Raw genomic sequence first — 26,164 nt, 5'->3', positions numbered from 1 at the left:
TGTGGGGTCAGTGAGCCATTCTAGGGGCTTTGCACTGGATTGGGGCGGGTAAATGGTCCAGGGGGGCTGGGCGCCCCAGCGTACCCTCAATGCCTGTGCAGCGCCTCGAGCACCTGTGCGAACGCCGGGCGTCGCTGTACATCCGCTTGCTGGCAGTGCTCGGCCAGGGCGCGCAGTCGGGCCTCGTCTTCTTCGCAGCGGTCCAGCAGTTCGTCGATGAGAATGCCGAAGGCGCGAACCTCCAGGCGCTCGATGGCCTCGCCAGCCGCGCCTGCAGCCAGCGAGTGGAACGACGCCGCGCCGAAGTCCCCGAGCAGGCAGTCACCGTCCGCTGCGCAGAGGATGTTGTGGGCATACAGGTCGCCGTGGTTCAGGCCCCGTGCATGCAGGTGCGCGGCCACCGAAGCGATACCGGCCAGCAGATGCTGCACGGCGTTCAGGCTGAAATGGCGCTCTGCCGGGTAGCGGTCACGGGTGCAACTGTCCAGGCTCGGTGGGCCGGCAAGGTTGAACCAGCTTGGGTCTATCCGCTGCATCACCAGTGCAGGGCGTTGCTGAGGGTGGTTGTCGATGCGCCCGAGCAGCCGCACCAGTTGCGGGTGGTCCCCGGCTGCCAGGCAGGCGCTCACCTCTGCCAGGGGCGAGCCATCGCTGGTGATCTCGCCTTTGTACAGCTTGACCGCAACCGACGCCTGCTGGGCGGGCCAATGCGCCAGGTGAATCACGCCCGAGGCGCCACGCCCGAGTTCTTCACCCAGTGTGAGGTCCGCCCAGTCGATACGCTGGCCGCTGGATTCTGCCATGGGCGTGCGCAGCGCCTGGGGCAGCGGGTTGTCGGCATAGGCCAGCCACGCCAACCGCGGCATGCGCAGCAGCCAGTCGGGCAGGGCCGTCAGGCGGTTGCTGGCGACGCGCAGCAGTTCCAGGCGTTCGCAGCGAGCGAGGCTCTCGGGCAGATCGGTCAGGCGGTTGCCGGCGAGCATCAGCTTCTGCAGATGGGGGCAGTCGCCAATCTGCTGCGGCAGGGTTTCGAGCAGGTTGTCGGTCAGTACCAGCGAGCGCAGGCTGGCGGGTAGCGCCTGCGCATCGACCTGGCTGATGCGGTTGCTTTTGAATCCCACGGTTTCCAGGCGCGCGCAGCGGCCGATGCCGTGGGGCAGGTGGGTGAAGCGGTTTTCCGAGCAGAACAGCACTTTCAGCCGGGTCAGTCGGTGCAGGTCATCGGGCAAGGCGCTCAGGGCGTTGCCGGTCAGGTTGAGCACCTCGAGTGTGTCGGCGAGGGTGAAGATCTCTGGGGGGAAGTCGGTCAGGCCTTCGCACAGGTCAAGGCGGGTGATGCCTTGGAGTCGGCCGGCTTTGAGGTCTTCGAGGCTGTGCATGGTGCGCGCTTATGGCTTGGAAAGACCGCCATTCTAGAGGTGCGCCAGGCCATTGCAAATCTGCACAAGGGTTGCGACTTAAGTCCGATGGCAGGGCTGCAATGCCGGTCCATACTCAATGCTCGCCCTTCAATAACAACAAGTACCGGGTTGCGAACCAATGACCTATCAGCACAGCTATGCGCATTCCATCACCGACCCCGCCAGCTTCTGGCAAGCCCAGGCCGAGCAGCTCGCCTGGCACCGCAAACCCACTCTCACCCTGCAGGAAAACCAGGACGGCACCCACCGCTGGTTCGCTGACGGGCGCCTGAACAGCAGCTACCTGGCCCTGGACCATCAGATCGAGCAAGGCCGCGGCGAGCAGTTGGCGCTGATCTATGATTCGCCCGTGACCGGCGCCGCGCAGACCTTCACCTTCCTTCAGTTGCGCGACGAGGTCGCGCGCCTGGCCGGTCTGCTGCGCGCGCTCGGCGTGGGCAAGGGGGATGGGGTGATCATCTACATGCCCATGGTGCCGCAGGCGGCCATGGCCATGCTGGCCTGCGCGCGGATCGGCGCGGTGCACTCGGTGGTGTTCGGCGGTTTTGCCGCCAACGAATTGGCCCTGCGTATCGACGATGCGCGTCCGACCCTGCTGCTCACCGCGTCCTGTGGCCTGGAGTTCGACCGGGTGATCGAATACAAACCGCTGGTCGATCGCGCCCTGCAGTTGGCCCGGCACCAACCCCGGCATGTGCTGGTGCTGCAACGTCCCCAGGCCCGCGCGCAGTTGCAGCCTGGGCGCGACCTGGATTGGCAGAAGGCGGTGGCCGACGCCGAGCCGGTGGCACCGGTCGAGCTGGACGCAGGCGACCCGCTGTACATCATGTACACCTCCGGCACCACCGGAAAACCCAAGGGTATCGTGCGTGAGAATGGCGGCAATGCGGTCGCGCTGTGCTACGCCATGCGTCACGTCTATGGCATGCAGGCGGGCGATGTGTGGTGGGGGATTTCCGACGTGGGCTGGGTGGTCGGCCATTCGCTGATCGTCTACGGGCCGCTGATGAGCGGCTGCACCACGGTGTTCTACGAAGGCAAGCCGATTCGCACCCCGGATGCCTCGGCGTACTGGCGGGTGGTCGAACAGTACAAGGTCAATGCACTGTTCTGCGCACCGACCGCCATGCGTGCGATCCGCAAGGAAGATCCGGAGGGCGAGCTGATCCGCCGTCATGACCTGGGCTCGCTGCGACAGTTGTTCCTTGCCGGCGAGAAACTCGACTCCAGCACCCACCAGTGGCTGGAGCGGGTCAGTGGCAAACCTGTGCACGATCACTGGTGGCAGACCGAGACCGGTTGGCCGGTGACCGCGCCGTGCGTGGGGCTCGAGGGCAGCGCTGCACGCCCGGGATCGAGCAATCGCGCAGTGCCGGGCTATCACGTGCAGGTGCTGGACGATGAGGGGCGACCCCTGGGGCCGAACCAGCAGGGCGCCATCGTGATCGCCTTGCCGTTACCGCCAGGTTGCAGCCAGACACTCTGGGGCGACCACCCACGCTACCTGCAGGCCTACCTGCACAGCTATCCGGGCTATTACCACACCGGTGACGGCGGCTACCTGGACGATGACGGCTTCGTCTACATCATGGGGCGCACCGATGACGTGATCAACGTCTCCGGGCATCGGCTGTCCACCGGCGAGATGGAGGACCTGGTGGCGCAGCATCCGGCGGTGGCCGAATGCGCGGTGATCGGCGTGCACGACGAGATCAAGGGCCAGGTGCCGCTGGCGCTGGTGGTACTCAAGGACGGGCAGGGCATTGCCGAGCAGCAGTTGCAGGCCGAACTGGTGGCCAGGGTACGCGAGCAGATCGGGGCGCTGGCCTGTTTCAATCGAGTGCGTCTGGTCAAGCGCCTGCCCAAGACGCGGTCGGGCAAGATCCTGCGCGCGGTGCTGCGCAAGATTGCCGATGGCGTGGACTACGTGGCACCGTCCACGCTGGATGACCCGGCGGTCCTGGGTGAGATAGAGGGCGTGCTGGCGGACTTGCCGCGGGTGGGCTAAGGCTGTGCTGTCAACGGCAGGCGCGCGCCCTCAGGCCGCAGGCCCCATCTGCTGCAGTTGCCCTAGCCGGCTGCGGGTGCGCATCAGGTCGTTGATCGCCCCGCCCAGGCTTTGCTCCAGGCTGCGCCTGCCCAGCACCAGCAGCGACTTGTCCTGGTCGTACAGCACATCGATCAGGTTGACGAAGCGCTGCTGCGCGGCCAGTGAACAGGCTGACAGGTCATCCAGGCCATCGATGATCCATTGGTCGAAACGTTCGGCCAGGGCCAGATAGTCGATGACCGCAGTGGGCTGCTCGCACAGGTCGTCGAAGGCGAACATCACCTGTCGCCCATGGCTGTGCAGCGCACGCAGCGGGCGGCGATTGACCTCCAGCGTGATGGCCTGGGCGGCAGGCACGGCAAGGATCTGGCGCTGCGTGGTGTCGGCCGGCCAGACATAGTGCCCTTGGGTAAAGCGCTGCTGCTCGCGATTGGCCGGCAGGCTGCGAAAATCGGTTTCACCGCCCACTTCCAGCACCTGCATGCGGTCATTGATCAGGCGGATCACCGGCAGGAAGCGCTCGTGATACAGCGGGTTGGGCAGCAGCCCTTCAGGAGCGTAGTTGGACGTTACCAGCAAGAACACACCACGCTCGAACAGTGCACCGAACAAGCGGGTGAGCAGCATTGCATCGCCAATGTCATGGACGTGGAATTCGTCGAAGCACAACACCTGGCAATCGCCTAGCAATGCATCCAGGGTGGCCCCCAGTGCATCGTCCAGGGCGCGGTGGCGGTGCATGCCTTCGTGCAGGCGGGCGAAGAAATCATGGAAGTGCAGGCGGCGTTTTGCGGTGGTCGGCACGGCCTGGAAGAACCCGTCGAGCAGCCAGCTCTTGCCTCGACCGACCGAGCCATGGAGGTACAGGCTGCGCGCCTGGCCTTGGTCGAGGGCGGCGAGTTGCGTGGCCATGGCCTCGATCACCCGGTGTTGGCCTTCGCTCAGGGTATAACCGCGTTCGTGGGCCTTGCCCTGGAAGTGCGTCAGCAGCGTGGCGTCGGCCGGGGGCGAGGCACGCAGGCGCTGGCCGAGGTGGCGCAGAGAGTTTTGAATCCAGGCGGACAAGGCGACAGCTCCGAATGACGAGGGCAGACGCAGCTTGCGCGAGCCTGCGTCGTTTGACCAGTCGAGAATGTGCGCCGCCGTTATCGCATGACGCGATAGGTCGTGCCGATCAGGCTTTGCGCTCCAACTGCCGTTCGATCATGAACTTGACGGCCAGGCGCTTTTCCTTGAGATGGCGCAGGTCTTCATCCATGAAGTTGCCCGCCGAAATCGATTCGGCCGCCAGCACCTGGTTGTCGAGGTCCATGTAGTCGTCCAGCAGGCGGTCCAGCGTCTTGTCCTGCTGACGCCGTTGTTGAACGATTTCGCGTGGGTAGTGCAGGTCCTGATACAGGTCGTGTGAGACTGGCATGGCGCCCTCCTTGTGATGCGCAAGCGGTGGTTAATTGCTTGGAATGGGCAAAGGCGCATGTGTTGAAGCGAGGCGGAAAAAAACCGACGGATGGTTATCGGTGCCGAGGCTTTCAGGGGCGAGCAGTGTCCCTGGCAACGGGTGTGAAGGCATCATCTCGTGGGCGTGGGCACTAACTTGCTGTTTTCCGGCAATTTTTTTCAACTCGGGGGTTCCCAGTCGAAAAGAATGTTGGTAAAGTGCGGCCCATTCCAGCACAGCAACACACGTAGCTGTCAGTGAATTCGATACAGGGGCGTCGCCAAGCGGTAAGGCAGCAGGTTTTGATCCTGCCATGCGTTGGTTCGAATCCAGCCGCCCCTGCCATTACTTCCAAGCATTCTCAAGCGTCCAGCCTGCAAGCCAGCCTGGCGATTTCTTGTGTCTGCTGGTCAGATGAAGCGCGCACGGCGCGCCATCCTGGCTTATCCCGCGTCCCCCAGCAAATCGTTCAGTGCCCGGGTCAGATCCTCGGCTTGCACGGGCTTCTGTATGACCAGGCTGCCAGGCAAATCCAGCCCTTCCAGTTCGGCGTAGCCCGTGAGAAACACCACGGGCAGGCGAGGGTAGCGCTCGCGCGCGGCGTGGGCCAACTGGGCGCCGTTGAACTCGGGCATGGCAAAGTCGGAGAGCAGCAGATCGATGCGCTCGTCGAGCAAGGCCAGGGCCTGTTCGCCACTGTGGGCCTGGCGTACCTGGTAGCCATGCAGGCGCAGCACGTCTCCGATCATGTCACGGACCAGGTGATCGTCATCCACCAGCAGCACCACTCGGTCATGGCCGTTGAGCGATGTACCCTGCGACTGTGCGAGATTCTGCGGTTCGTCGAGGTCGGTTCGCTTGACCGCCGGCAGGTAGACGCTGACCTGGGTGCCGAGCCCGGGCGCCGTGTCGATGCGTACGCCCCCGCCTGATTGTTTGGCGAAGCCGAACACCTGTGCCAGGCCCAGGCCCGAGCCCTTGCCGATATCCTTGGTGGTGAAGAAGGGTTCGAAGACCCGGGCCACCACCTCTTCGCTCATGCCGCAACCGGTGTCGCGAATCGACAGCATCACGTACTCGCCAGGCTCGGGGTCTTCCGGGCGCTGGGCGAGGGTATCGATTTGCATGTTGCGAGTCGACAGGGTCAACTGGCCGCCGGCCGGCATGGCGTCGCGGGCGTTGATCGCCAGGTTGAGGATGATCATCTCGGTCTGGGTCGGGTCGGTCAGTGCCTGCCAGAGGCTGCTGTCCAGATCCAGGCGCACCGAGATATTGCCGCCCAGGGTGCGACTCAGCAGTTCCTCGAGGCCGCCCAGGGTGCGGTTGAGGTTCAATGGCACCGGCTCCAGGCGCTGGCGGCGCGAGAAGGCCAATAACTGCGAGGTAAGCTTGGCCCCGCGTTCACCGGCTTCGCGCACATGCTTCAGGCGGCTGCGCGCCCTGACCAGGTCGCCTTTGTCGAGGTCTCGCTCGACGAAGCTGGCGCCGGTGAGGATCACGGTCAGCAGGTTGTTGAAGTCGTGGGCCACGCCTGCGGTGAGTTGGCCCACCGCTTCCAGGCGTTGCATCTGTTGCAGGGCTGCCTCGATGCGCTCGCGCTCGACGATCTGGTCACGCAGGCGGCTGTTGGCCTCGGCCAGCCCCAGCGCCGCTTCGCGCTCGCTGGTGATATCGCGGGCGACCACGTACAACAGCGTATCTTCCGGGACCACCGCCCAGGACAGCCAGCGCTGCTGCCCGCCGGCATGCTGGATACGGCCGATGAAACGGGCGCTGGTGCGCCCGTGGGCGAGGGCGGCCAGCTCTTCGAGAAAGGCTTCCTGCTCGGCTTCGGGTAGCAGGTGCAGCAGCGACGTCTGGCTCAGGCGTTCGCGGCTGATGCCCAGTACCGCTTCCCAGGCCGGGTTCAGCGCTACTGGCGTGAGGTCTTTGTTCAACACCGCGAGCAGGTCTTGCGACAGCTCCCAGGCCCGGTCGCGCTCGCGGGTGCGGCGCTCGACCCGTTCGCCGAGCATTTCATTGAGCTGCTTGAGCGCCTGGGTGGCCAGGCGTTGCTGGTGGATGTCCTGCAGCACGCCGGAAAAGCGCACGCAGCGGCCATCGACAAACTGCGTCTGTCCGGTGGACAGCAGCCAGTGCGGTTCCAGGTTGCCGGGTGCGGTAATGCGGAATTCGGCGCGGTAGTGGCCGTCGCTGTCCGGCCGCATCGCCAGCTCCACGGCCTGGCTGACATGGGGCTGGTCCTCGGGATGGATGCCGGCGTAGAACACCTCCAGGCTCATCTCGGTGTCGACCGGCAGGCCGAACAGGGTCTTGCAGCGGTCGTCCCAGAGCAGCAGGTCTTCCTGCGGGCGGTAGTCCCAGGTGCCCATGCCGGCGGCGTCGATGGCAATGCGTGCACGTGCTTCGACATCGGCCAGCGCCTCTTCGGCACGGCGCCGCCGCTGGCGCTCCTGCACCTCGGTCAGTGCCCGGCGCACGGCCTTGGGCAGCAGCGGCAGGTTTTTCTTCAACACATAGTCGGTGGCGCCCAGGCGGATCATCTCCACGGCGTGCTCTTCGCCGTAGATGCCGGAAAGGAAGATGAAGGGCACGTCTGGTGCCAGGCGCTGGGCGATGGCCAGCACTTCGGTGCCGGAGGAGCCGGGCAGGACGCAGTCGCACAGGATCAGGTCGTAGCGGCCCTCGAGCAGAGCGTGTTCGACTCCGGCATGTTCGAACACCAGGCGCGACTGGACTTGAAAACCACTGCGCTCAAGGCGCAACAGACTCAGCTCGGCGTCCATCGAACTGTCTTCGACCATCAGCAGTTTCAGCGCGGTAGTTTGCATCGTCGACGCCTTCAGTTGCCGCCACGCCGGTTCAGGCGCAGCGAGCCGGGCGGAGGTTCGTTGAGCACGGCCCAGAACACCCCGAGGTCGGAAATGGCGGCAACGAACTCCTTGAACTCCACCGGCTTGACCACGTATGCGTTGACGCCCAGCTCATAGGCGCGCAGCAGGTCGGGTTCCTCGCGCGACGAGGTCAGCATGACGGTGGGGATGCTGCGCAGCTCTGGCGTGGAGCGTACTTCCTTGAGCACTTCCAGGCCGTCGACCTTGGGCAGCTTGAGGTCGAGCAGCAGCACCGCCGGGTTGCCGTCGTCGCGTTCGGCGTAGGCGTTGCGCCGCAGCAGGTAGTCGAGGGCATCGGCGCCATCGCGCAGGACAATGACTTCGTTGGCCAACTGGCTGCGTTCCAGGGCCAGGAGCGTCAGTTCCAGGTCCCGGGGGTTGTCTTCGACCAGCAGGATCGGTTTGAGCATGATGTGTACGGTTACCTCAGGTATTCAACGGATGACAGGCAGGGCGAAATGGAAGGTGGCGCCCTTGTCGACTTCCCCCTCGGCCCAGACTTCGCCATCGTGCCGCTCGATGATGCGGCGCACGCTGGCCAGCCCGATGCCGGTGCCTTCGAAGTCTTCCATGCGGTGCAGGCGCTGGAAGACGCCGAACAGCTTGCTGGCGTAGGTCATGTCGAAGCCCACGCCATTGTCGCGCACGAAGACCTCGATCCGGTCTGCGTGCTCGTGTGCACCGATCTCGATGCGTGCAGGCTCGCGCCCGCGGGTGTATTTGATCGCATTGGCGATCAGGTTCTGCAGCACCAGGTTGATGAAGGCAGGATCGGCGATCACCTTGGGCAGGCGCGCGATCTCCCAGACAATCTCGCGGCCGCTGTAATCCGGGGCGAATTCCAGGCGGATGTTGTCGACCAGCGCATTGAGGTCGACATCCGAAAGACGCAGGGCCGAGCGGCCCATCTGCGAGAAATTGAGCAGGTTGTCCACCAGTGTGCCGGCGAAATGCGCGGCCTCGCCGATGTGCTTGAGGAAACGCTGGCCGCGTTCGGACAGACCTTCGCCCTCGACCTCGCTGAGCAGTTCGGAGTAGCCGGCAATGTGCCGCAGTGGGGCGCGCAGATCGTGGGAGACGCTGTAGGAGAAGGCCTCGAGTTCCTTGTTCGAGCGCTGCAGTTCACCGCTCAGTTGCGCCAGCTCCTCGGCTTTGCGCAACACGATAACCAGCACGGCGGAGCGCAGCTCGGCCACGCCATCGATGACCAACGGGTTCCAGGCGGCGCAGAAGCCGCGGACCTCTTCCTGCCAACTGTCGAAACTGTGTCGTGGGCTGAGGCTGCCCTGGGCGCTGACCTCCTTGAGCGGTTGGCCAGCCCAGTTGACCGTGCGCACCTGCTCGGGACGGAACCACAGCAAATAGTGCGAATGGATCTGGGAGATGGCCACCGCCAACAGCCCCCCCGCATGTTCGGCCAATGCCGGCAGCTCAGGGATGTCGCGGCCCAGGTTGTCGCTGCTGAACACGCCATCGTCCCCGCGGCTGGACAGCCATTGCACCAGTTCATTGACCAATGTTTCGGGCGGTGCGTTGCCGATCAGGTCGCAACGTTCGGCGCTGATGATCGCGGCACCGCTGGCGCCGACGAAATCCAGCAGCACGTCGGGCAGGCTGAGCAGCCCTTCGCTGACGCTGTCGTAGTCGGCCATGGCTGACAGCATGTGGACGATACGCTGGCGCAAGTCGAGCAGGGTTCGGGTTGCGCTGTGTGCCTCGTGGGACTCGATCTGCAGCGACAGCACGCTGCCCAGCAGTTCGCAGGCGGCGCGGGTGCGAAAATCCAGGGCACGCTGCTGTTGGTGGTGGCAGGACACCAGGCCCCAGAGCTGGCCATCGACCATGATCGACAACGACATCGACGCCAGCGTGCCCATGTTACGCATGTATTGCAGGTGCACGGGCGAGACGCTGCGCAGCGCCGCGAAGCTCATGTCCAGCGGCTTGCCGGTGCGAGGGTTGTGGCTGGGAATCAAGGGTGAGGCCTGGTAGTTGGCATCCTCGATCAGGCGGATACGGTTGATCCTGTACAGCTCGCGAGCCTGGCGCGGAATGTCCGAGGCCGGGAAGCACAGCCCCAGGTAGCTTGGATAGCCGGGGTCGGCAGCTTCGGCGAGTACCTGGCCGTTGCCCTCGGCATCGAAGCGATACGCCTTGACCCGACCGAAACCGGTGATGCGCTTGATCTGCAGCACCGACTGCTGGAGCAGTTCCTCGATGCTCGTGGCCTGGTGCAGGCTGCTGACGAAGGCGCGCACCAGGGGATAGTAGTCGTCGTGTTCACTCAGGGAGTCGGCCGGGCCACAGGGCTCGAATTCGGCGATCAATACCTGGTCGTGGCGGTGTACCAGCAGGCGCAGATGCTCGGCGCAGGGCGCACCTTCACGCAGTTTCACGTCGCCGATGTGGAAGGGAAAGATTTCGTCCTGGGGCAGGCGCGCAAACTGGCGACGGGCATCGAAGCCTTGATCCATCAGCTCGGGCAGGGTGCAGCCGATCAGTGCCGGGGTGGGGATGCCAAGCCAGCGCTCGGCGTTCTCGCTGCCCTGCAGGATGCGCAGATCCTGTTCGTCGAGTACCAGCAGAAAGCCGTGGGGCCGGATGCTGCCTGGAATCTGGATGGGCTCCTGGGCGCAGCGTTCCACGGCTTGATCGAAGGCGTTCTGGGCGGTGGTCAAGAAAAGCTCTCCCGTCGTGGCTGCAAGCGGTGGCCATAGGCGTCTGGCACAAAGTGTGTACTGTGCAAGGTATCAGAAAGTCAGCATGTTCGCCGGGGTTATGGCCATTTGAGGGCTATTGCTCGGGGAGGTTCTATGTGACGCTGAAATTTGTATAAGTTTCCCGTTGCAGGCCCTAGGGCAAGGCTTAGCCGAGGGCTGCCAATCCTGGAAAATTCCCGCGCGCTAGCAGGATCCAATCCTACTGCTACGCTCAAGACAGCACAGGGAACACTGGAAGGGAGATTCGGTGACGGAGCGCTTGCTGGCCTCGCTGTTGGGCCTGTTGTTGAGTGGTGGTGCCGTAGCGGCGGATTTTCTCGTCGAAGTGCGGGTCCAGGTGCAGCGAGGCTGCATGCTGGTGAACCAACCGCGCGACGCGGGTGCACAGGCCCTGGGTCGAATCGACCTGGGCAGTGCCGCGCGCCTGGACGGCCCTGATGCGCCACTGAGCGGCATACTGCTTGCCCAACGCCCGCCTCGCCTGGAGTGTAATCCCGATACGCCGTATCAAGTCAAGGTCGATGGCGGCCAGCATGGCGGCGTGGGCGAGTTGCGTTATCTGGGCGACGCTGATCGGCAGGCGCGCCCCATTCCCTATCGCCTCTATCGCGACGCTGCCTGGCGTGAGCCACTGGCCGTGGACGTCGCACAATCGGCGCGGGTGCCGGACAGCGGTTCGGTGGAGCTGCCCTTGTACGCGCGCATCGATCGACTGGCCTGGGTACCGAAAGCCGGGCTGTACACCGACCTGGTCAAAGTCACGGTCACCTGGTAGGGAGCGGACCCACATGCGCAAGGACGCGCCGACATGAACCGTACTTCTTTGCTGCTGTTGACCCTCGGCCCATTGCTGCTGCCCGGTGCCTCGGTGCATGGCAGCACCACGGGATTCATCCAGGCGCGCCTGGTGATCAGCTCTGCCTGCCAGATCAGCAGCGACCAGCAACCGGCGACCCTCGCCAATCCCGGGCTGATGGACTTTGGCTCGCAGGCCCCGAGCTGGGATGGTCCGCTGCGCACCCGCGTGGATGATGCGGGCGGGCAGGGCAGCCTGCAGATCAGTTGCACGCCTCAGGTGCGCGCTTTCAGCGTGCGCATCGACGAAGGACGCAATGGCGCAGGGGGTGTGCGACAACTGAGCAACGGGCGCGTGCTCATCCCTTACCAGCTGGCTATCGACCCGGGCGGCAACACCCGATACGGCATCGGCCAGGCGCGCACCTTCACCATCCAAGGCACCCAGCAGGTGCCCGTCCCGATCTACGGCGTGGTCGTCGCCCAGCCGCGCGCGCTGCCGGCCGGGCTGTACCGCGACACCCTTCGAGTAACCCTGGACTGGTAAAACGCAAGGAGATTCCCATGGCAAGCACATCGATTCGCTGCATCCTTACCGCCCTGGGTCTCGCCCTGGCGGCCCAGGCCCAAGCGGCCACCGTGACCGGGACGATCAACTCGACCTTGACGTTGATCTCGGCCTGCCAGGTCAATGGCAGCGCCGGCACCTCCGGGCTCAATTTCGGTAGCCTGAACTTCGGCACCCAGGATGCTCTGTTCACCACTGCCAATGGCCAGGTGCTCGGTGGCGGCGGCGGGGCCATGAGCATTCTCTGCTCGGCTGGCACGGTGCCGGCGATCCGGGTGCGGGCCGGTGCCCACGACGGTGCATCCAGCGGCGGGACGCGCGCGCTGGCCGACGGCGCTGGCAACTTCGTACCGTACGACTTCTACACCGATACCGGTCGTACTCAACTGCTGGCCATCGACGGCACCATCACGCTGCCGACCAGCACCGGTGTCGCCCAGACCGTCAACCTCTACGGCCAGGCGCGTGGCAAGGCGGGCCTGCCGGCCGGGGTGTACACCGACACGGTCGCGGTCGAGCTGACCTTCTGACCCATGCGCGGTTGGCCCCACGCACTGCTGGCGGGCCTGTGGCTGGTGTGGACGTCGCCCTCGACGGCAGCGACCACCAGTACCTTCCAGGTCAGCGCGCAGATCACCGCAGGCTGCTTGGTGGTCGGCGGCGTGAGCGCCTACGGCGTACTTGATTTCGGCACCCAGTCGGCGCTGTCCACCGCCACCCTGAGCACCGCGCTGGGCGGCACCACGGTGACCTTTCAATGTACGCCGGGCGTGACCCTTGGCATGAGCCTCGATGGCGGGCAGAACAGTGCCAGCGGCACGCGCAATCTCAAGCGCAGTGGCGGCACGCAGCTGGTGGCCTACCAGCTGTTTCGCGATGCGGCGTTGAGCCAGGCCCTGACCATCGGCACCAGCGTGCCGGTGAGCTATAGCGATCCGACGGCGATCAAGTTGCCGGTGTATGGCCGCACCCAGTTGCCCGGCAATGTGCCGGCGGGGACCTACACCGATGTAGTGCAAGTGACAGTGGCCTGGTGATGCTGATCCGCACGTCCAGGCACGGCTATCGACAAGACAGAGGAGAACGGCATGGGGGCAGGCGCGAACACGGCGCGGAACATCATCATCGGGGCATTGCTGCTGGCCAGCCTGCCGGTGCCAGCCGCGACGTCGGTGCTGATCTGGCCGATCGATCCGGTGCTCGAGGCCGACCAGAAGGCCGGCGCGCTATGGCTTGAGAACCGCGGTAGCGCGCCGGCCAGCCTGCAGGTGCGGGTGTTCGCCTGGCGCCAGGGCGATTATCAGGAGCAGTTCCAGGCGCAGCGCGAGATCATCGGCAGCCCCCCTGTGGCCAATATCCCGCCAGGTCAGAAGCAACTGATCCGGCTGACCCGCACCGGCAGCTCGCCGGTGGGCCAGGAGCAAGCCTACCGGATCATCATCGACGAGATCCCCTCGCCAACACCGGCCGATGCCAGCACCGAAGGGCCGAAGGCAGCCATTCGCCTGCAGATGCGCTATTCGGTGCCGCTGTTCGTGTATGGCGAAGGCCTGTGGGGCAAGCCCGACCCGGAGGGCAAGCGCAGCGCCGAAGGTGTCGGCAAGCCTCAATTGAGCTGGCGTGCAGTGACGGTACAGGGCAAGCCGTATATCGAGCTGCGCAATACCGGGCCGGTTCATGCGCGCCTCACCGATGTGGTGCTGCAGCAAGGGGGCCAGCAGAAGCCGCTGGTCGAGGGGCTGCTGGGTTATGTGCTGCCGGGGGCCAGCATGCGCTGGCCGGCACCGACCGAACTGGGCGCGAGCAGCGTGCTCAAGGGACGGGTCAATGGCCAGGAGGTGGCTCAGGCCATCCGCCAAGGGCAGTGACCTGCAAACGCGGGTAGTGGAGGGGCCAGGGAGGACCCGCCGATGGTTGGAAACCGTGTGTGAGTGGCTGGCGGCGGACGACGCGCCGGTGGTGGCTGGGCCTGGCGATGCTGGGGCCGATGCTGGGCGTGGCCGCCGATCTGCCGCCACCCCCGACAGAAAGCACCGCGATTGCCGATGCCACCCTGTACCTGGACATGCTGGTGAATCAGGTGCCCAAGGCTGAGCTGGTGCCGGTGCAGCAGCGTGCCGGGCGACTGTACCTGGCCAGCGATGCGCTGCGTGCGGCGGGCATCCTGGTGCCGGGCGATCCTCAGGGGGAGGTGGCGCTGGAGAGCATCGTCGGCCTGCATGTGGACTACGACAGCCCAAACCAGCGCCTGCTGCTGCAGGTGCCGCCGGCGTGGCTGCCCGACCAGCAGTTCGGTGGACGCAACCTGTATCCGGCCAGCGATGCGCGCAGTAGTTTCGGCGCCTTGCTCAACTATGACCTGTACCTGAACGACACCGATGATGCCGGCACCTATCTCGCCGTCTGGAACGAGCTGCGGGTGTTCGACAGTTGGGGCACCTTCTCCACCACCGGGCAGTGGCGTGAGTCATTCAACGGTGCCCCCCGGAATCAGAGCCGCGAAGGCTTTCTGCGCTACGACACCACCTGGCGTTTCACCGACGAGCAGCGCCTGTTGACCTACGAGGCAGGCGATCTGGTCACCAGCGCCTTGCCCTGGAGCAGCTCGGTGCGGGTGGGCGGCTTGCAGGTTTCCCGAGACTTTGCCGCACGCCCGGACCTGGTCACCTATCCGCTGCCGGCCTTTGCCGGAGAGGCGGCGGTACCCACGTCGCTGGATCTGTTCATCAATGGCTACAAGACCAGCACCACCGATCTGCAACCGGGGCCCTACACACTCACCAACGTGCCGTTCATCAACGGTGCCGGTGAAGCCGTGGTGGTGACCACCGATGCGCTCGGGCGCCAGATCTCGACGACCTTGCCGTTCTACGTGACCAGCAGCTTGCTGGCCGAGGGGCTGTCGGACTTTTCGGTGGCTGCCGGTAGCCTTCGCCGTGACTATGCCGTGAAGGACTTCGGCTACGGGCCCGCAGTGGCATCGGCGAGCTTGCGCCATGGTGTGTCCGATTACTTCACCCTCGAAACCCACGCCGAAACGGCCGAGTCGATGATGCTCGGTGGCCTGGGTGGCAACCTGCGCCTGGGAACCTTCGGTGTGCTCAACGCCGCCGTGGCGCAGAGCCGTTTCGAGGGCGACACAGGGCAGCAGGTGGCCTTGGGTTACCAGTACAACAGCCGACGTATCGGCTTCAACTACCAGCGGATCGAGCGCCATGGCGATTATGCCGACCTGACGCTGGTCGACAATCCCTATACCCGCCTGAGCACGCGCAGCGAGCAGGCGACCGTAAGCCTGAACCTGGATCGCTACGGCAGCGTCGGTGCTGGCTATTTCGACGTGCGCGCGGGGGATGGCTCGCGCACGCGGCTGATCAACCTGAGCTGGAGCAAGCCGTTGTGGCGCAACAGCAGCCTGTACCTGTCGGCCAACCGCGATGTCGGTGACAGCCAGTGGGCGGTGCAGGCACAACTGGTGGTCCCGTTCGATACCCATGGCACCCTGGCCTTCAGCGCCGAGCGCAGCAAGGACGGCCAGGACCTGCAGCGCGTCAACTACAGCCGCGCAGTGCCAGTGGGTGGCGGTGTGGGTTACAACCTTGGCTACGCCAATGGGGGGGATCGCGGCGCCTATCGGCAGGCCGATGTGACCTGGCGCCTGCAGTCCGTGCAGCTGCAGGCGGGGGTCTATGGCAGCAGCGAGGAGATGACCCGCTGGGCCGATGCCAGCGGTTCGCTGGTGCTGATGGACTCGGGCATGTTCGCCGCCAACCGTATCGATGATGCGTTCGTGGTTGTCAGCACCAGTGGCTACGCCGATGTGCCGGTGCGCTACGAGAACCAGATGGTCGGTCGCACCGACCGCAATGGCCACTTGCTGGTGCCGTACAGCAGCGGTTACTACCGTGGCAAGTACGAGATCGATCCAATGGAGCTGCCCGCCGATGTGATGGCTTCGACGGTCGAACAACGCGTCGCGGTGCGTCGGGGCAGTGGCTATCTGTTGGAGTTCCCGCTCAAGCGGGTGCTGGCAGCGAGCATCGTGCTGGTCGATGCCAACCAGCAGGAGCTCAAGCTGGGCAGCCGGGTGAGGGGCATCCAGGGCGGCAGCGAGGCCGTGGTGGGGTGGGATGGCCTGGTCTACCTGGAGAACCTGTCGGCGCACAATCGCCTGCAGGTCGAAGTCGCTGATGGCGGCCAGTGCCAGGTCGAATTCGACCTGCCTGAAGGGGAAGGGGCGATTCCGCTGATCGGCCCTCTGGTGTGCCGATGAATGCCCTGGGCAGGGTGGTGCTGGGGCTCGGCCTGTGTGCCGGTTGCGCTCAGGCGTGGTCGGCCTGTTCGGTGGGGGCCACGGTGCCTGCGTCCTTCGGCACGATCAATTCGACGCTGGTGCGCACCACGGTGCAACCGGCTTCGACCACCAATGCCGGGCTGTCCTGCACCGGCTCACTGTTGTCGCTGTTGACCAGCAACGACCATTTCTACGCCACCATCACCTCCGCCAGCACGGGCATGGTCGGCCCGACTGGCGATGTCATCCCCTATACGATCTACGCCAACAACACCACCAACTTTCCGATCAGCCGCGGCACGCGTTTCGATTTCGTCCCCAACGGCATCATCGACGCCCTGGGGCTGCTCAACGGCACCTCGCCCAAGTCGGTGCCGCTGTACCTGCGCACCGTGGTGGGGGCCAACGTTGCGGCCGGGGTCTACACCGAGACCCTGTCGATCTTCTGGGACTGGAACTATTGCTCAGGCTTCGGCCTGGGCGGTATCTGCCTGGGACGGGATATCGGCAGCGGTACGCAGACCCTGACAGTGACGCTGACCGTCAGCAACGACTGCCAGATCACCACCCCCAACATCAGTTTTGCCAGTGCGCCGGTGGTGGCCGGGTTTGCGACGGTGAACCAGAGCATCAACATCGCCTGTACCAAGGGCAGCAACTACACGGTCGGGCTGGACGATGGGCAGAACGTGTCGGGTGGGCGTCGGCGGATGAAGTCCACGGCCAACAACTACCTGGCCTACGACATCTTCAAGAGCGCTGGCACCGTGCGTTGGGGATCGGTGGGCGCGGCCCGGCGCGCGAGCAGCGACGCCAACGTGAACCCCGGTGCCGGCACGGGCACCGGCAGCCAGGTGTTCAACTACAACGCCAAGGTCTACACCGATCAGGCGACGCCGCCTGCAGCGACCTACACCGACAGCGTGATTCTCGACGTGCAGTTCTGAGCGGATCAATGGGCCGCTGTCTTGCGGATCAGCGCAACTCCTTGACCATCTTTTCCAACGTTTCCAGCACTGCGCCTGCCAACTTCTTGGAGCGCGCGCCCGACCAGCCGCACTTGGCGTCGGGGTTGTCGTCGTGGTCCTTGAACGGCATTTCCAAGGTCAGCGACAGGCAGTCGTAGGCCTGCCCGACCGCATTGCAGGCCAGCGTCATGTTCGCTTGGCCAGGCTGGTCGCGGGTGTAGCCGTGGACGGTCTGGAAGTCTTTGGTCACGCTGCACAGGGTGCTACGAAACTGCTCCTCCAGCTTGGCGATGCGTGGTGTGTAGCCCGGGTTGCCTTCGCAGGCCGCGGTGAATACATGGGGGATTTCCTCGTCGCCATGGGCGTCGACGAAGGCATCCACGCCGTACTGCTTCATCTGGCTCTGGGCGAAGAACACCTCCGGGCTGAGCTCGACACTGGCGTCCTGCCAGGCACGATTGAGGTCCTTGCCCTTGAAGTTGGTGCGCAGATGGCCGAGGAAGGCGCCGTCAGGGTTCATGTTGGGGATCAGGTACAGGTCGGCTTGGGCAAGCAGGCGCTGGACCGTTGCATCGTTGCTCTCAAGGCAGTCGATCACGCCTTCCATGAACCACTCGGCCATGTGTTCACCGGGGTGCTGCTGGGCGATGATCCACAGTTTGCGCTTGCCGTCGGCGCCATCACCGGCACGCAGCAGCGGGATGTCGCGGCCCTGCACGCTACGACCGCTGGCCAGCAGCGTGACGCCGGGAATATGCCGGGCCCGCTCGATGAGCTGGTTGTGGCGCGCGCGTGGGTAGGGTTCGAAATAGGCGAACCAAGCCTGTGGCTGTTCGGCCGTGAAATCGAACGCCAGGGCCTTGCCGTCGAAGCTGCTGGGTACGCGGAACCAGTTCTGCTGGTCGTACGACGCCACGGCGTGGTAGCCGTCCCAGGCGTTCTTGTAGGAGGACTCATGGGCGTTGTCGAGGCTGAAGCGGTGGGTCTGGCCGACCGTCAGGCCGCTCACCTTGAAATGGAACCACTGGAAGTGGCCGCTGTGGGTGTCGGGGCGGATGGCCAGGCGCACCTGGCGCGGGTCACTGGCATCCAGTACCTGGATATTGCCGGAATCGAAATCGCAGTCGATCTGCAGTGGGGACAGCGTCACGGTCATTGCCAGACTCCTGTGGCTTTGTTGTGACGCTACTGTAGCTCAACGACAGGTGGGGTGTCTTTGCTGGCCCCTTACGCGACAAGCTCCCGCGCGAGGGCGGCGCCTGCGTATCAGGCGAGCAGCCCGAGGGCGATCAATGCGGCAACGCCCAGGCCTACGGAAATCGAACACCCGCCCAGCGATAACGCGGCACGGCCATTGCGATACCCGCCATCCTGGCCCAACTGGCGAGCTGGAGCCAGCAGGCTGCGCCAGCACAGTTCGATCTGCTCAAAGGCCTGCAGGTGCTGCGGCGCGGCGTCCAGCCAACGGCGGAAATCGATGCGCTCGCAGGTTGTCGCCTCCGGGCTTTGCAGGCGCACGTACCATTGGCCGGCAATGCTGGCCAGGCGGTCGCCACGTGGCAATGCGCTTTGCAGTGCCTGGAAGAGATGGCGTTCGATGGTCAGCAGGGGCAGGTCGAGGCGGGCAGCAATGTCGGCAATGCCGAGCTGGTCGAGGCGATTGAGCAGAAACACCTGCTGGACCCGGCGTGGCAAGCGCCTGAGACCATGCAGCAACGCGTCTTCGGTAGGCGGGCGGGCGACTTGCGGGCCATGCTCGAGGGGCAGCAGCAGACGGGTCATGGACGGCTCCTTGCGCGAGAAGAGGGGGAGAGGGGGCATCCTCCCTGATGCGCAGGCAGCTTAATCTTAACGAGATTGATTCTCAAGTGCTGTTTGCGCAAAACGCTGTAACACGCATTCACGAATTGACACACCTTTGCTATCATCGCGGCCATTCAACGCGGTAACCCTTCTTCATTAGCCTGAAGAGCCAAAAAAAATGACCCGGCAAAAAGCCGGGTCAAAAACCGTGATTAGCCTGATGAGGAGATAATCTGAGCGCCCGACCTGAGGGCTCCAGGTTATCCAGCGGGTCTCGCGACCTGCTGAGTGCAATAATAATCGTTATCATTTGCAAGTCAAATGATTTTTCTGTCCTCCAGAAAAATAATTTCTTGCGCACTTCCTCTGTCCGGCAACCGGGCAGTGTCAGTTACCCGGTCATCACGTACTCCCGTCTTTCACAGCCCTTGTGGCGCATGCCGTTGCTCCAGCATCGCGCGGGCCATGTTCACCATATGCATCAATGCGAACAGCACCTCGCGGGTCGTGCCCTGTTGGTGGCTGCCGGTCTCTTGTGCCGTGGCTGCTGCGCAACGCAGCAGGGCCATGGCGTGGGCGCTGGCCTGCTCTGGGGAGACCTCCTCGCGAAGGGTCCAGGGAACGCTGTCGATGCTGGTGTGGGGGGGCGTCGGGTTGAGGTAGTAATCGAGCGCGCGACGCGCGGCCTCGCTGTCCAAATCCTTTTCTGGATGTGTCATCGGTTTCATCCTGTTACCTGTTGAGCGTGATAGGGAAATCAGTACACTCGAATACTAATACGAAAAGTACTTATGCCTATCAGATTAATAATACAATATGTGTATTGAGCGCTGATGGGCAGTCCGTATCGTTCGGGCGATGGAAAAATGGATCGCGCTGGTCAAGCAAAGGATGCGGGAGCTGGGGCTTTCGCAGGAACAACTCGCCGAACGTGTTGGGGTGACCCAGGGCGGTGTCGGCCATTGGCTGCGTGGCACCCGTCAGCCGAAGGTGGGCATGATGAACCAGGTCCTGCAGGCCCTGGGGATGGCGCACCTGCATGTTTCGCTGCGCATGGTACGCATCGACCAACTGGCCGAGCCCAATGGCGCCTACGCCGCCGAGGCAGGCGGGGATGACGACGACCTGCTGCAGTACATCATGTGCTTCCGCTATCCGGTGCTGGCCTGGACCGAGCTGGAGGGGCCGTGGCCCGAGGGGTGCATCGTCTATGAGCAGACCGACTACCCGGCGCTGGGCAAGGCATTCTGGTTGCCGGTCGAAGGCGACCTGATGAGCGCCGCCACCGGCCCCAGCGTGCCCGAGCAAACGCTGGTGCTGGTGGATCCTGGGGTGCCGGCGGCGCCAGGCAAACTGGTGATCGCCCGGCAGAAGGGCACCTCGGCGATGTTCCGGCAGTTGGTCGAGGATGGCGGGCAGCGGTATCTCAAACCGTTGAACCCGACCTACCCGAAGCTGCTGTGCGGCGAGGATTTCGAAGTGCTGGGCGTGGTGGTGAGGTCGCACGGGCGGCATTGAGCCCGCCCGGCCATGTGGTGCGGCTAGTCTTCATCCAGGCGCTGAAAACCAGGGCAATCCCTGCAGGAGCGGCACATGGCCGCTCCTGCAGGCCCCTCAGCTCTCTTCCAGTTCCACCAGCACCGTCCCTTCGCTGACCATGTCGCCTTCCTGGCAGAACAGCGCCTTCACGATCCCCGCCTGCGGTGCACGAATACTGTGCTCCATCTTCATCGCCTCCAGCACCACCAGCGCTGTTCCGGCTTCCACTGCCTGACCCGCTTCGACCAGCACGCGCACGATGCTGCCGTTCATGGGCGCGCCCAGCCCCCCCTGATGGCCATGGCTGGCCTCGGCGGCGGCAATCGGATCGAACGCCGTGACTGCGTGCAGTTCGCCCGCCCATTGCAGGTACAGCACGCCCTCGCGACGAATGGCCAGGTAGCGCCGCCGCAGGCCATCCTGGTCCTGCACCAGTTGCTCGCCGAACAATTGGAACGCTGAGGGCGCGCTGTTCTGCAGCGCCACGGCCTGGTCCTGACCCTCGCATGACAGATGCAGGCTGCTGCGGGCTGGCAGGCCCAGGCGCAAGCCATCGCAGCGGGCCCAAGGCGAGTTGCCGTCGTCTGTGCGACGTCGTGGCGAGCCGCTCTGCAGCCAGGCTTCGGCAGCGGCTTGCCAGAACAGCGCCGGACGCTCGCCGGTGGCGGGCAGCAGCACTTCGTGATGACGGCCAATGAAGCCGGTATCCAGTTCGGCGGCCGCGAAGGCCGGATGGGCGAGGATGCGCCGCAGGAAGGCGATGTTGGTTTTCAAGCCGCCGATGGCGAACTCGTCGAGCATGGCCAGTAGTCGCAAGCGCGCCTGTTCGCGATCCTGTCCCCAGGCGATCAGCTTGCCCAGCATCGGGTCGTAGAACGGCGAGATCACATCGCCCTCGCTGACCCCGCTGTCGACCCGGCGCCCTTCGCCTGGCGCCGATTCGCGGTACAGCGCCAGGGTGCCGGTGGCCGGCAGGAAGTCATTGGCCGGATCTTCCGCATACAGCCGCACCTCGATGGCATGGCCAACCAGCGGCACCTGCTCCTGGGTGATCGGCAAGGCCTCGCCGCAAGCGACACGGATCTGCCAGGCCACCAGGTCCAGCCCGGTGATCGCCTCGGTGACCGGGTGTTCGACCTGCAGGCGGGTGTTCATTTCCATGAAGAAGAACTCGCCGCGGGCATCGAGCAGGAACTCCACGGTGCCAGCGCCGACATAACCGATGGCCTGGGCCGCGCGCACCGCCGCCTCACCCATGGCTTGGCGCAGTTGCGCCGACAAGCCTGGGGCCGGAGCCTCTTCGACAACCTTCTGGTGGCGACGCTGGATCGAGCAGTCGCGTTCGTTGAGGTACAGGCAATGGCCGTGTTGGTCGGCGAACACCTGGATTTCCACGTGCCGAGGCTTGAGCACGTACTTTTCCACCAACATTCGCGCATCGCCGAACGACGATTGCGCCTCGCGTTGTGCCGAGGCCAGGGCGTCGGCCAGCTCGCTCTCCTGCTCGACCACCTTCATGCCCTTGCCGCCACCCCCGGCACTGGCCTTGAGCAGCACCGGATAACCAATGCGTTCGGCAGCGGCACGGAAGGTCTCCAGGTCCTGGGCGTCACCGTGATAGCCGGGCACCAGCGGCACCCCGGCGGCTTCCATCAGGGCCTTGGCCGCCGACTTGCTGCCCATGGCGTCGATGGCGCTGGCCGGTGGGCCGAGGAAGATCAGCCCGGCCTGCTCGATGGCGCGGGCAAAGCCTGCGTTCTCGGAAAGAAAGCCGTAGCCGGGATGGATCGCCTGTGCGCCACTGGCCTTGGCTGCAGCGATCAGCTTGTCGATCACCAGGTAGCTGTCGGCGGCCTTGGTGCCGCCCAGGTCGACGCGGATATCGGCTTCGCGGCTGTGCCGGGCGTCACGGTCGGTGGCGCTGTGCACTGCGACGGTGGTCAGGCCCATGGCCTTGGCGGTGCGCATCACCCGACAGGCGATCTCGCCGCGGTTGGCGACCAGCAGGGTGGTCAGCGGGGGGTGGCTCATGGGCGAGGTTCCTTGTCGACGGGCTGCCAGGCGGGGCGGCGTTTTTCCAGGAAGGCGCTCAGGCCCTCCTGGCCTTCGGGGCTGACACGAATGCGGGCGATGGTGTTCTCGGTGTAGCGGCGCAGGGCAGGGCTCAGTTCGCCATCGTCCACCTCGCGCAGCAGGTCCTTGGTGGCGCGCAGGGCCTGAGGGCTGTTGAGCAGCAGGTTGTCGATCCAGGCCTGGACCTGGGTGTCCAGTTCGCTGGCAGGGTACACCTCGGCCAGCAGGCCCAGCTCGCGGGCGCGCGCACCACTGAAGCGCTCGGCGGTCAGGGCATAGCGGCGAGCGGCACGCTCACCGATGGCCTTGACCACGAACGGGCTGATCACCGCCGGTGCCAGGCCGATGCGGACCTCCGACAGACACAGCTGTGCATCTTCAGCGCCGATGGCCATGTCGCAGCAACTGATCAGGCCCAGCGCACCACCGAATGCGGCGCCCTGGACCACGGCCAGGGTCGGCGCCTTGAGGCGATGCAGCGCGTACATCAGCTCGCCCAGTTCATGGGCGTCGTCCAGGTTGGTATTGAAGTCCAATTGCGCCGACTGCTGCATCCAGGCCAGGTCAGCACCGGCGCTGAAGTGCCGGCCACGGCCACGCAGCAGCACGAAGCGCAGGCGGCTGTCTTCGCCCAGTTGGTCGATGGCAACGATCAGCTCGCGAATCATCTGGGCGTTGAAGGCGTTGTTCTTGTCTTCCCGGCTCAGCCACAGGGTGGCGAAGCCGCGAGGGTCCTTTATCACTTCGAGGGTGGCAAAATCGCTCATGGGTCACATCCGGAAAATGCCGAAGCGGCTCTGTTCGATCGGGGCGTTCAGCGCGGCGGACAAGGCAAGGCTCAGCACTTCACGGGTTTGCGCCGGGTCGATGACGCCGTCATCCCACAGCCGGGCGCTGGAATAGTAAGGGTGGCCCTGGCGCTCGTATTGGTCGAGGATCGGCTGCTTGAGCTGCTTTTCGTCCTCGGCGCTGAACACCTCGCCACTGCGCTCGCTCTGCTCGCGCTTGACCTGGGCCAGCACGCCGGCGGCCTGTTCGGCGCCCATCACGCCAATTCGCGCGTTAGGCCACATCCACAGGAAGCGCGGATCGTAGGCGCGCCCGCACATGCCGTAGTTGCCAGCACCGAAGCTGCCGCCGATGATCACCGTGAACTTCGGCACCTGGGCGCAGGCCACTGCGGTCACCAGCTTGGCGCCGTGCTTGGCGATACCGCCCTCCTCGTATTTCTTGCCGACCATGAATCCCGTGATGTTCTGCAGGAACAACAGCGGGATGCCGCGTTGGCAGGCCAGTTCGATGAAGTGCGCGCCTTTTTGCGCAGCCTCGGCAAAGAGGATGCCGTTGTTGGCCAGGATCGCTACCGGGTAGCCATGCAGGTGGGCGAAACCGCACACCAGGGTGGTGCCGAACAGGGCCTTGAATTCATCGAACACGGAGCCATCGACCAGGCGCGCGATGATCTCGCGCACATCGAACGGTTGCTTGGCATCGGCCGGCACCACGCCGTACAGCTCCTGGGCGTCGTACAGCGGTGCGATCGGTGCCTGGCATTGCAGGCGCCCGAGTTTGTGCCAGTTGAGGTTGGCCACGCTGCGCCGGGCGATCGCCAGGGCATGCTCGTCGTTGTCGGCATAGTGGTCGGCCACGCCGCTGGTGCGGCAATGCACATCGGCGCCGCCCAGGTCTTCGGCGCTCACCACCTCGCCGGTGGCGGCCTTCACCAGCGGCGGGCCGGCGAGGAAGATGGTCGCCTGCTGGCGCACCATGATCGCTTCGTCGGCCATCGCCGGCACATAGGCGCCACCTGCGGTGCACGAGCCCATCACCACGGCGATCTGCGCAATGCCGAGGGCGCTCATGTTGGCCTGGTTGAAGAAGATCCGTCCGAAGTGCTCACGATCCGGGAACACTTCGTCCTGGCGTGGCAGGTTGGCGCCGCCGGAGTCGACCAGGTAGATGCACGGCAGGCGATTCTGCAGGGCGATGGTCTGCGCGCGCAGGTGTTTCTTCACGGTCAGCGGGTAGTAGGAGCCGCCTTTGACCGTGGCGTCGTTGGCCACGATCATGCACTCGACCCCTTCGACGCGGCCGATGCCGGCGATCACGCCTGCTGCCGGTACGTCTTCGCCATACACCTCATGGGCGGCGAGCTGGCCGATCTCGAGAAACGCCGAGCCCGGGTCGAGCAGGCGGTCGATGCGCTCGCGCGGCAGCAGCTTGCCGCGCGAGGTATGGCGCTGCTGGGCCTTGGGCCCGCCGCCCTGGCTGATCTGGGCCAGCAGGGTGCGCAGGGCATCGACCTGTTCGAGCATGGCCGCGCTGTTGCTGGCGAACTCAGCCGAGCGCGGGTTGATCTGGGTGTGCAGGGTAGCCATGGACGCCAGCTCCTTGTACTCAGCGGGTTTCGTTGAACAGTTCGCGGCCGATCAGCATCCGGCGAATTTCGCTGGTGCCGGCACCGATCTCGTAGAGTTTGGCGTCACGCAGCAGGCGGCCGGCCGGGAATTCGTTGATGTAGCCGTTGCCGCCGAGAATCTGGATCGCTTCCAGGGCCATCTGCGTAGCGCGTTCGGCGGTGTAGAGGATCACCCCGGCGGCGTCCTTGCGCGTGGTCTCGCCACGGTCGCAGGCCTGGGCCACGGCGTAGAGGTAGGCGCGGCTGGCGTTGAGCTGGGTGTACATGTCGGCGATCTTGCCCTGGATCAGCTGGAATTCGCCGATGCTCTGGCCGAACTGCTTGCGATCGTGGATGTAGGGCACCACCAGGTCCATGCAGCTCTGCATGATGCCGGTCGGACCGCCCGAGAGCACCACGCGCTCGTAGTCCAGGCCGCTCATCAGCACACGCACACCGCCATTGAGCTGGCCGAGGATGTTTTCTTCCGGCACTTCGACGCCATCGAAGAACAGCTCGCAGGTGTTGGAGCCGCGCATGCCCAGCTTGTCGAACTTGTTGCTGCGCGAGAAGCCCTTCCAGTCACGTTCGACGATGAATGCGCTGATGCCGTGCGGGCCCTTGTCCAGGTCGGTCTTGGCGTAGATCACGTAGGTGTTGGCGTCGGGGCCGTTGGTGATCCAGGTCTTGCTGCCGTTGAGTACATAGCGGTCGCCGCGTTTCTCGGCGCGCAATTTCATCGACACCACGTCGGAGCCGGCATTGGGCTCGCTCATGGCCAGGGCGCCGATGTGCTCGCCGCTGATCAGCTTGGGCAGGTACTTCAGCTTCTGTTCATGGGTGCCGTTGCGGTTGATCTGGTTGACGCAGAGGTTGGAGTGGGCGCCATAGGACAGTGCCACCGAGGCCGAGGCACGGCTGATCTCTTCCATCGACACCACATGGGCCAGGTAGCCCAGGCCTGCGCCGCCATATTCTTCCGCGACGGTGATGCCCAGCAGGCCCATGTCGCCGAACTTGCGCCACATGTCGGCGGGGAACAGGTTGTCGTGGTCGATCTGCGCCGCGCGCGGGGCGAGTTCGGCGGCAGCGAAGGTGCGTACCTGGTCGCGGAGCATGTCGATGGTCTCGCCCAGGGCGAAGTTCAGGGTCGGGTAATGCATGGGGGCACCTTGTTGTTCTTGAAATTCGAGGTACTGCACC

General features: G+C 64.9%; 22 protein-coding genes and 1 tRNA gene. 10 read left to right on the top strand and 13 right to left on the bottom strand.

Annotated features, from left to right (window positions below; genetic code table 11):
* Window positions 1–86: 86 nt before the first annotated feature.
* The gene (locus tag HU729_RS06670; RefSeq protein WP_186709240.1) at window positions 87–1,379 is read right to left on the bottom strand and encodes a leucine-rich repeat-containing protein kinase family protein; all 1,293 of its coding nucleotides are present in this window, start codon (window positions 1,377–1,379) and stop codon (window positions 87–89) included.
* A 160-nt stretch (window positions 1,380–1,539) separates the two neighbouring features.
* Here HU729_RS06670 and HU729_RS06665 point away from each other — a divergent pair, with 160 nt between their 5' ends.
* A complete protein-coding gene (locus HU729_RS06665; protein ID WP_186709238.1) occupies window positions 1,540–3,429 on the top strand; it encodes a propionyl-CoA synthetase in 1,890 nt (629 codons plus the stop codon).
* Window positions 3,430–3,459: 30 nt separating this feature from the next.
* On the opposite strand, the gene zapE is transcribed toward HU729_RS06665, so the two are convergent.
* Both zapE and HU729_RS06655 read right to left on the bottom strand, forming a co-directional pair.
* Complete coding sequence (gene zapE / locus HU729_RS06660; protein ID WP_186709236.1) at window positions 3,460–4,536, bottom strand: cell division protein ZapE; 1,077 nt, start codon at window positions 4,534–4,536, stop codon at window positions 3,460–3,462.
* Window positions 4,537–4,645: 109 nt separating this feature from the next.
* On the bottom strand, window positions 4,646–4,888 hold the full coding sequence (locus tag HU729_RS06655; RefSeq protein WP_186709228.1) for a hypothetical protein: 243 nt from the start codon (window positions 4,886–4,888) through the stop codon (window positions 4,646–4,648).
* A 291-nt stretch (window positions 4,889–5,179) separates the two neighbouring features.
* Between HU729_RS06655 and HU729_RS06650 the strand changes: the two genes are divergently transcribed.
* A tRNA-Gln gene (locus HU729_RS06650) sits at window positions 5,180–5,254 on the top strand.
* 98 nt (window positions 5,255–5,352) lie between these two features.
* Here HU729_RS06650 and HU729_RS06645 read toward each other — a convergent pair.
* Genes HU729_RS06645 through HU729_RS06635 form a run of 3 tightly spaced genes read right to left on the bottom strand, consistent with a single transcriptional unit; the run spans window position 5,353 to window position 10,481 of the window.
* Complete coding sequence (locus HU729_RS06645; protein WP_186709226.1) at window positions 5,353–7,740, bottom strand: response regulator; 2,388 nt, start codon at window positions 7,738–7,740, stop codon at window positions 5,353–5,355.
* Window positions 7,741–7,751: 11 nt separating this feature from the next.
* Window positions 7,752–8,213, bottom strand: coding sequence for a response regulator (locus HU729_RS06640; RefSeq protein WP_186669516.1), 462 nt, complete (start codon window positions 8,211–8,213; stop codon window positions 7,752–7,754).
* 24 nt (window positions 8,214–8,237) lie between these two features.
* Window positions 8,238–10,481: an ATP-binding protein gene (locus HU729_RS06635; RefSeq protein WP_186709224.1), complete on the bottom strand. Its 2,244-nt coding sequence runs from the start codon at window positions 10,479–10,481 to the stop codon at window positions 8,238–8,240.
* 289 nt (window positions 10,482–10,770) lie between these two features.
* Between HU729_RS06635 and HU729_RS06630 the strand changes: the two genes are divergently transcribed.
* The 7 genes from HU729_RS06630 to HU729_RS06600 all read left to right on the top strand — a co-directional run bounded on the left by HU729_RS06630 (window position 10,771) and on the right by HU729_RS06600 (window position 17,127).
* On the top strand, window positions 10,771–11,298 hold the full coding sequence (locus HU729_RS06630; RefSeq protein ID WP_186669513.1) for a spore coat U domain-containing protein: 528 nt from the start codon (window positions 10,771–10,773) through the stop codon (window positions 11,296–11,298).
* 33 nt (window positions 11,299–11,331) lie between these two features.
* Window positions 11,332–11,865, top strand: a complete 534-nt coding sequence (locus HU729_RS06625; RefSeq protein ID WP_186709219.1) for a spore coat U domain-containing protein — start codon at window positions 11,332–11,334, stop codon at window positions 11,863–11,865.
* 17 nt (window positions 11,866–11,882) lie between these two features.
* Window positions 11,883–12,416, top strand: a complete 534-nt coding sequence (locus HU729_RS06620) for a spore coat protein U domain-containing protein (protein ID WP_054894731.1) — start codon at window positions 11,883–11,885, stop codon at window positions 12,414–12,416.
* 3 nt (window positions 12,417–12,419) lie between these two features.
* On the top strand, window positions 12,420–12,923 hold the full coding sequence (locus HU729_RS06615; protein WP_186669510.1) for a spore coat U domain-containing protein: 504 nt from the start codon (window positions 12,420–12,422) through the stop codon (window positions 12,921–12,923).
* Between the two features lie 51 nt (window positions 12,924–12,974).
* Entirely contained in the window at window positions 12,975–13,754 is a 780-nt protein-coding gene (locus tag HU729_RS06610) for a molecular chaperone (RefSeq protein WP_186669508.1), read from the top strand.
* Between the two features lie 107 nt (window positions 13,755–13,861).
* Window positions 13,862–16,159 carry a fimbria/pilus outer membrane usher protein gene (locus HU729_RS06605; RefSeq protein WP_186709265.1) on the top strand — a complete coding sequence of 766 codons (2,298 nt, stop codon included), beginning with the start codon at window positions 13,862–13,864 and terminating at the stop codon, window positions 16,157–16,159.
* Window positions 16,156–17,127, top strand: coding sequence for a spore coat U domain-containing protein (locus tag HU729_RS06600; RefSeq protein ID WP_186709218.1), 972 nt, complete (start codon window positions 16,156–16,158; stop codon window positions 17,125–17,127). Before HU729_RS06605 ends, HU729_RS06600 begins: the two co-directional genes overlap by 4 nt.
* Before the next feature lie 28 nt (window positions 17,128–17,155).
* Here the strand turns inward: HU729_RS06600 and HU729_RS06595 are convergent, their stop codons facing one another.
* The 3 genes from HU729_RS06595 to HU729_RS06585 form a co-directional block, all read right to left on the bottom strand.
* Entirely contained in the window at window positions 17,156–18,304 is a 1,149-nt protein-coding gene (locus HU729_RS06595; RefSeq protein WP_186669504.1) for a carboxypeptidase family protein, read from the bottom strand.
* Window positions 18,305–18,414: 110 nt separating this feature from the next.
* Window positions 18,415–18,930, bottom strand: a complete 516-nt coding sequence (locus HU729_RS06590) for a DUF4880 domain-containing protein (protein WP_186709217.1) — start codon at window positions 18,928–18,930, stop codon at window positions 18,415–18,417.
* Between the two features lie 440 nt (window positions 18,931–19,370).
* The gene (locus tag HU729_RS06585) at window positions 19,371–19,679 is read right to left on the bottom strand and encodes a hypothetical protein (RefSeq protein WP_186709216.1); all 309 of its coding nucleotides are present in this window, start codon (window positions 19,677–19,679) and stop codon (window positions 19,371–19,373) included.
* 130 nt (window positions 19,680–19,809) lie between these two features.
* Between HU729_RS06585 and HU729_RS06580 the strand changes: the two genes are divergently transcribed.
* Window positions 19,810–20,469 carry a S24 family peptidase gene (locus tag HU729_RS06580; RefSeq protein WP_238343291.1) on the top strand — a complete coding sequence of 220 codons (660 nt, stop codon included), beginning with the start codon at window positions 19,810–19,812 and terminating at the stop codon, window positions 20,467–20,469.
* A 96-nt stretch (window positions 20,470–20,565) separates the two neighbouring features.
* Here HU729_RS06580 and HU729_RS06575 read toward each other — a convergent pair whose 3' ends face one another.
* From HU729_RS06575 to HU729_RS06560, 4 genes are read right to left on the bottom strand one after another with little or no spacing between them, the layout of a single operon-like run.
* Window positions 20,566–22,521, bottom strand: a complete 1,956-nt coding sequence (locus HU729_RS06575; protein WP_186669498.1) for an acetyl/propionyl/methylcrotonyl-CoA carboxylase subunit alpha — start codon at window positions 22,519–22,521, stop codon at window positions 20,566–20,568.
* Window positions 22,518–23,330 (bottom strand): gamma-carboxygeranoyl-CoA hydratase, encoded by an 813-nt coding sequence (locus HU729_RS06570; RefSeq protein WP_186669496.1) that lies wholly within the window; start codon window positions 23,328–23,330, stop codon window positions 22,518–22,520. Before HU729_RS06570 ends, HU729_RS06575 begins: the two co-directional genes overlap by 4 nt.
* A 3-nt stretch (window positions 23,331–23,333) precedes the next feature.
* The gene (locus HU729_RS06565; protein ID WP_186709214.1) at window positions 23,334–24,941 is read right to left on the bottom strand and encodes a carboxyl transferase domain-containing protein; all 1,608 of its coding nucleotides are present in this window, start codon (window positions 24,939–24,941) and stop codon (window positions 23,334–23,336) included.
* Between the two features lie 19 nt (window positions 24,942–24,960).
* Window positions 24,961–26,124, bottom strand: a complete 1,164-nt coding sequence (locus tag HU729_RS06560) for an isovaleryl-CoA dehydrogenase (protein ID WP_186669492.1) — start codon at window positions 26,122–26,124, stop codon at window positions 24,961–24,963.
* Window positions 26,125–26,164: the final 40 nt, after the last annotated feature.

This window comes from Pseudomonas sp. RW10S2, assembly GCF_014268985.1.
Classification (GTDB): Bacteria; Pseudomonadota; Gammaproteobacteria; order Pseudomonadales; family Pseudomonadaceae; genus Aquipseudomonas; species Aquipseudomonas wayambapalatensis.
This window is presented reverse-complemented; position numbering and strand designations above follow the sequence as displayed.

Coding starts and splice junctions, on each gene's coding strand:
- HU729_RS06670 (WP_186709240.1), bottom strand. CDS start 1,379: ATGCACAGCCTCGAAGACCTCAAAGCCGGCCGACTCCAAGGCATCACC.
- HU729_RS06665 (WP_186709238.1), top strand. CDS start 1,540: ATGACCTATCAGCACAGCTATGCGCATTCCATCACCGACCCCGCCAGC.
- HU729_RS06655 (WP_186709228.1), bottom strand. CDS start 4,888: ATGCCAGTCTCACACGACCTGTATCAGGACCTGCACTACCCACGCGAA.
- HU729_RS06645 (WP_186709226.1), bottom strand. CDS start 7,740: ATGCAAACTACCGCGCTGAAACTGCTGATGGTCGAAGACAGTTCGATG.
- HU729_RS06640 (WP_186669516.1), bottom strand. CDS start 8,213: ATGCTCAAACCGATCCTGCTGGTCGAAGACAACCCCCGGGACCTGGAA.
- HU729_RS06625 (WP_186709219.1), top strand. CDS start 11,332: ATGAACCGTACTTCTTTGCTGCTGTTGACCCTCGGCCCATTGCTGCTG.
- HU729_RS06620 (WP_054894731.1), top strand. CDS start 11,883: ATGGCAAGCACATCGATTCGCTGCATCCTTACCGCCCTGGGTCTCGCC.
- HU729_RS06615 (WP_186669510.1), top strand. CDS start 12,420: ATGCGCGGTTGGCCCCACGCACTGCTGGCGGGCCTGTGGCTGGTGTGG.
- HU729_RS06610 (WP_186669508.1), top strand. CDS start 12,975: ATGGGGGCAGGCGCGAACACGGCGCGGAACATCATCATCGGGGCATTG.
- HU729_RS06605 (WP_186709265.1), top strand. CDS start 13,862: ATGCTGGGGCCGATGCTGGGCGTGGCCGCCGATCTGCCGCCACCCCCG.
- HU729_RS06600 (WP_186709218.1), top strand. CDS start 16,156: ATGAATGCCCTGGGCAGGGTGGTGCTGGGGCTCGGCCTGTGTGCCGGT.
- HU729_RS06595 (WP_186669504.1), bottom strand. CDS start 18,304: ATGACCGTGACGCTGTCCCCACTGCAGATCGACTGCGATTTCGATTCC.
- HU729_RS06590 (WP_186709217.1), bottom strand. CDS start 18,930: ATGACCCGTCTGCTGCTGCCCCTCGAGCATGGCCCGCAAGTCGCCCGC.
- HU729_RS06585 (WP_186709216.1), bottom strand. CDS start 19,679: ATGAAACCGATGACACATCCAGAAAAGGATTTGGACAGCGAGGCCGCG.
- HU729_RS06580 (WP_238343291.1), top strand. CDS start 19,810: ATGGAAAAATGGATCGCGCTGGTCAAGCAAAGGATGCGGGAGCTGGGG.
- HU729_RS06575 (WP_186669498.1), bottom strand. CDS start 22,521: ATGAGCCACCCCCCGCTGACCACCCTGCTGGTCGCCAACCGCGGCGAG.
- HU729_RS06570 (WP_186669496.1), bottom strand. CDS start 23,330: ATGAGCGATTTTGCCACCCTCGAAGTGATAAAGGACCCTCGCGGCTTC.
- HU729_RS06565 (WP_186709214.1), bottom strand. CDS start 24,941: ATGGCTACCCTGCACACCCAGATCAACCCGCGCTCGGCTGAGTTCGCC.
- HU729_RS06560 (WP_186669492.1), bottom strand. CDS start 26,124: ATGCATTACCCGACCCTGAACTTCGCCCTGGGCGAGACCATCGACATG.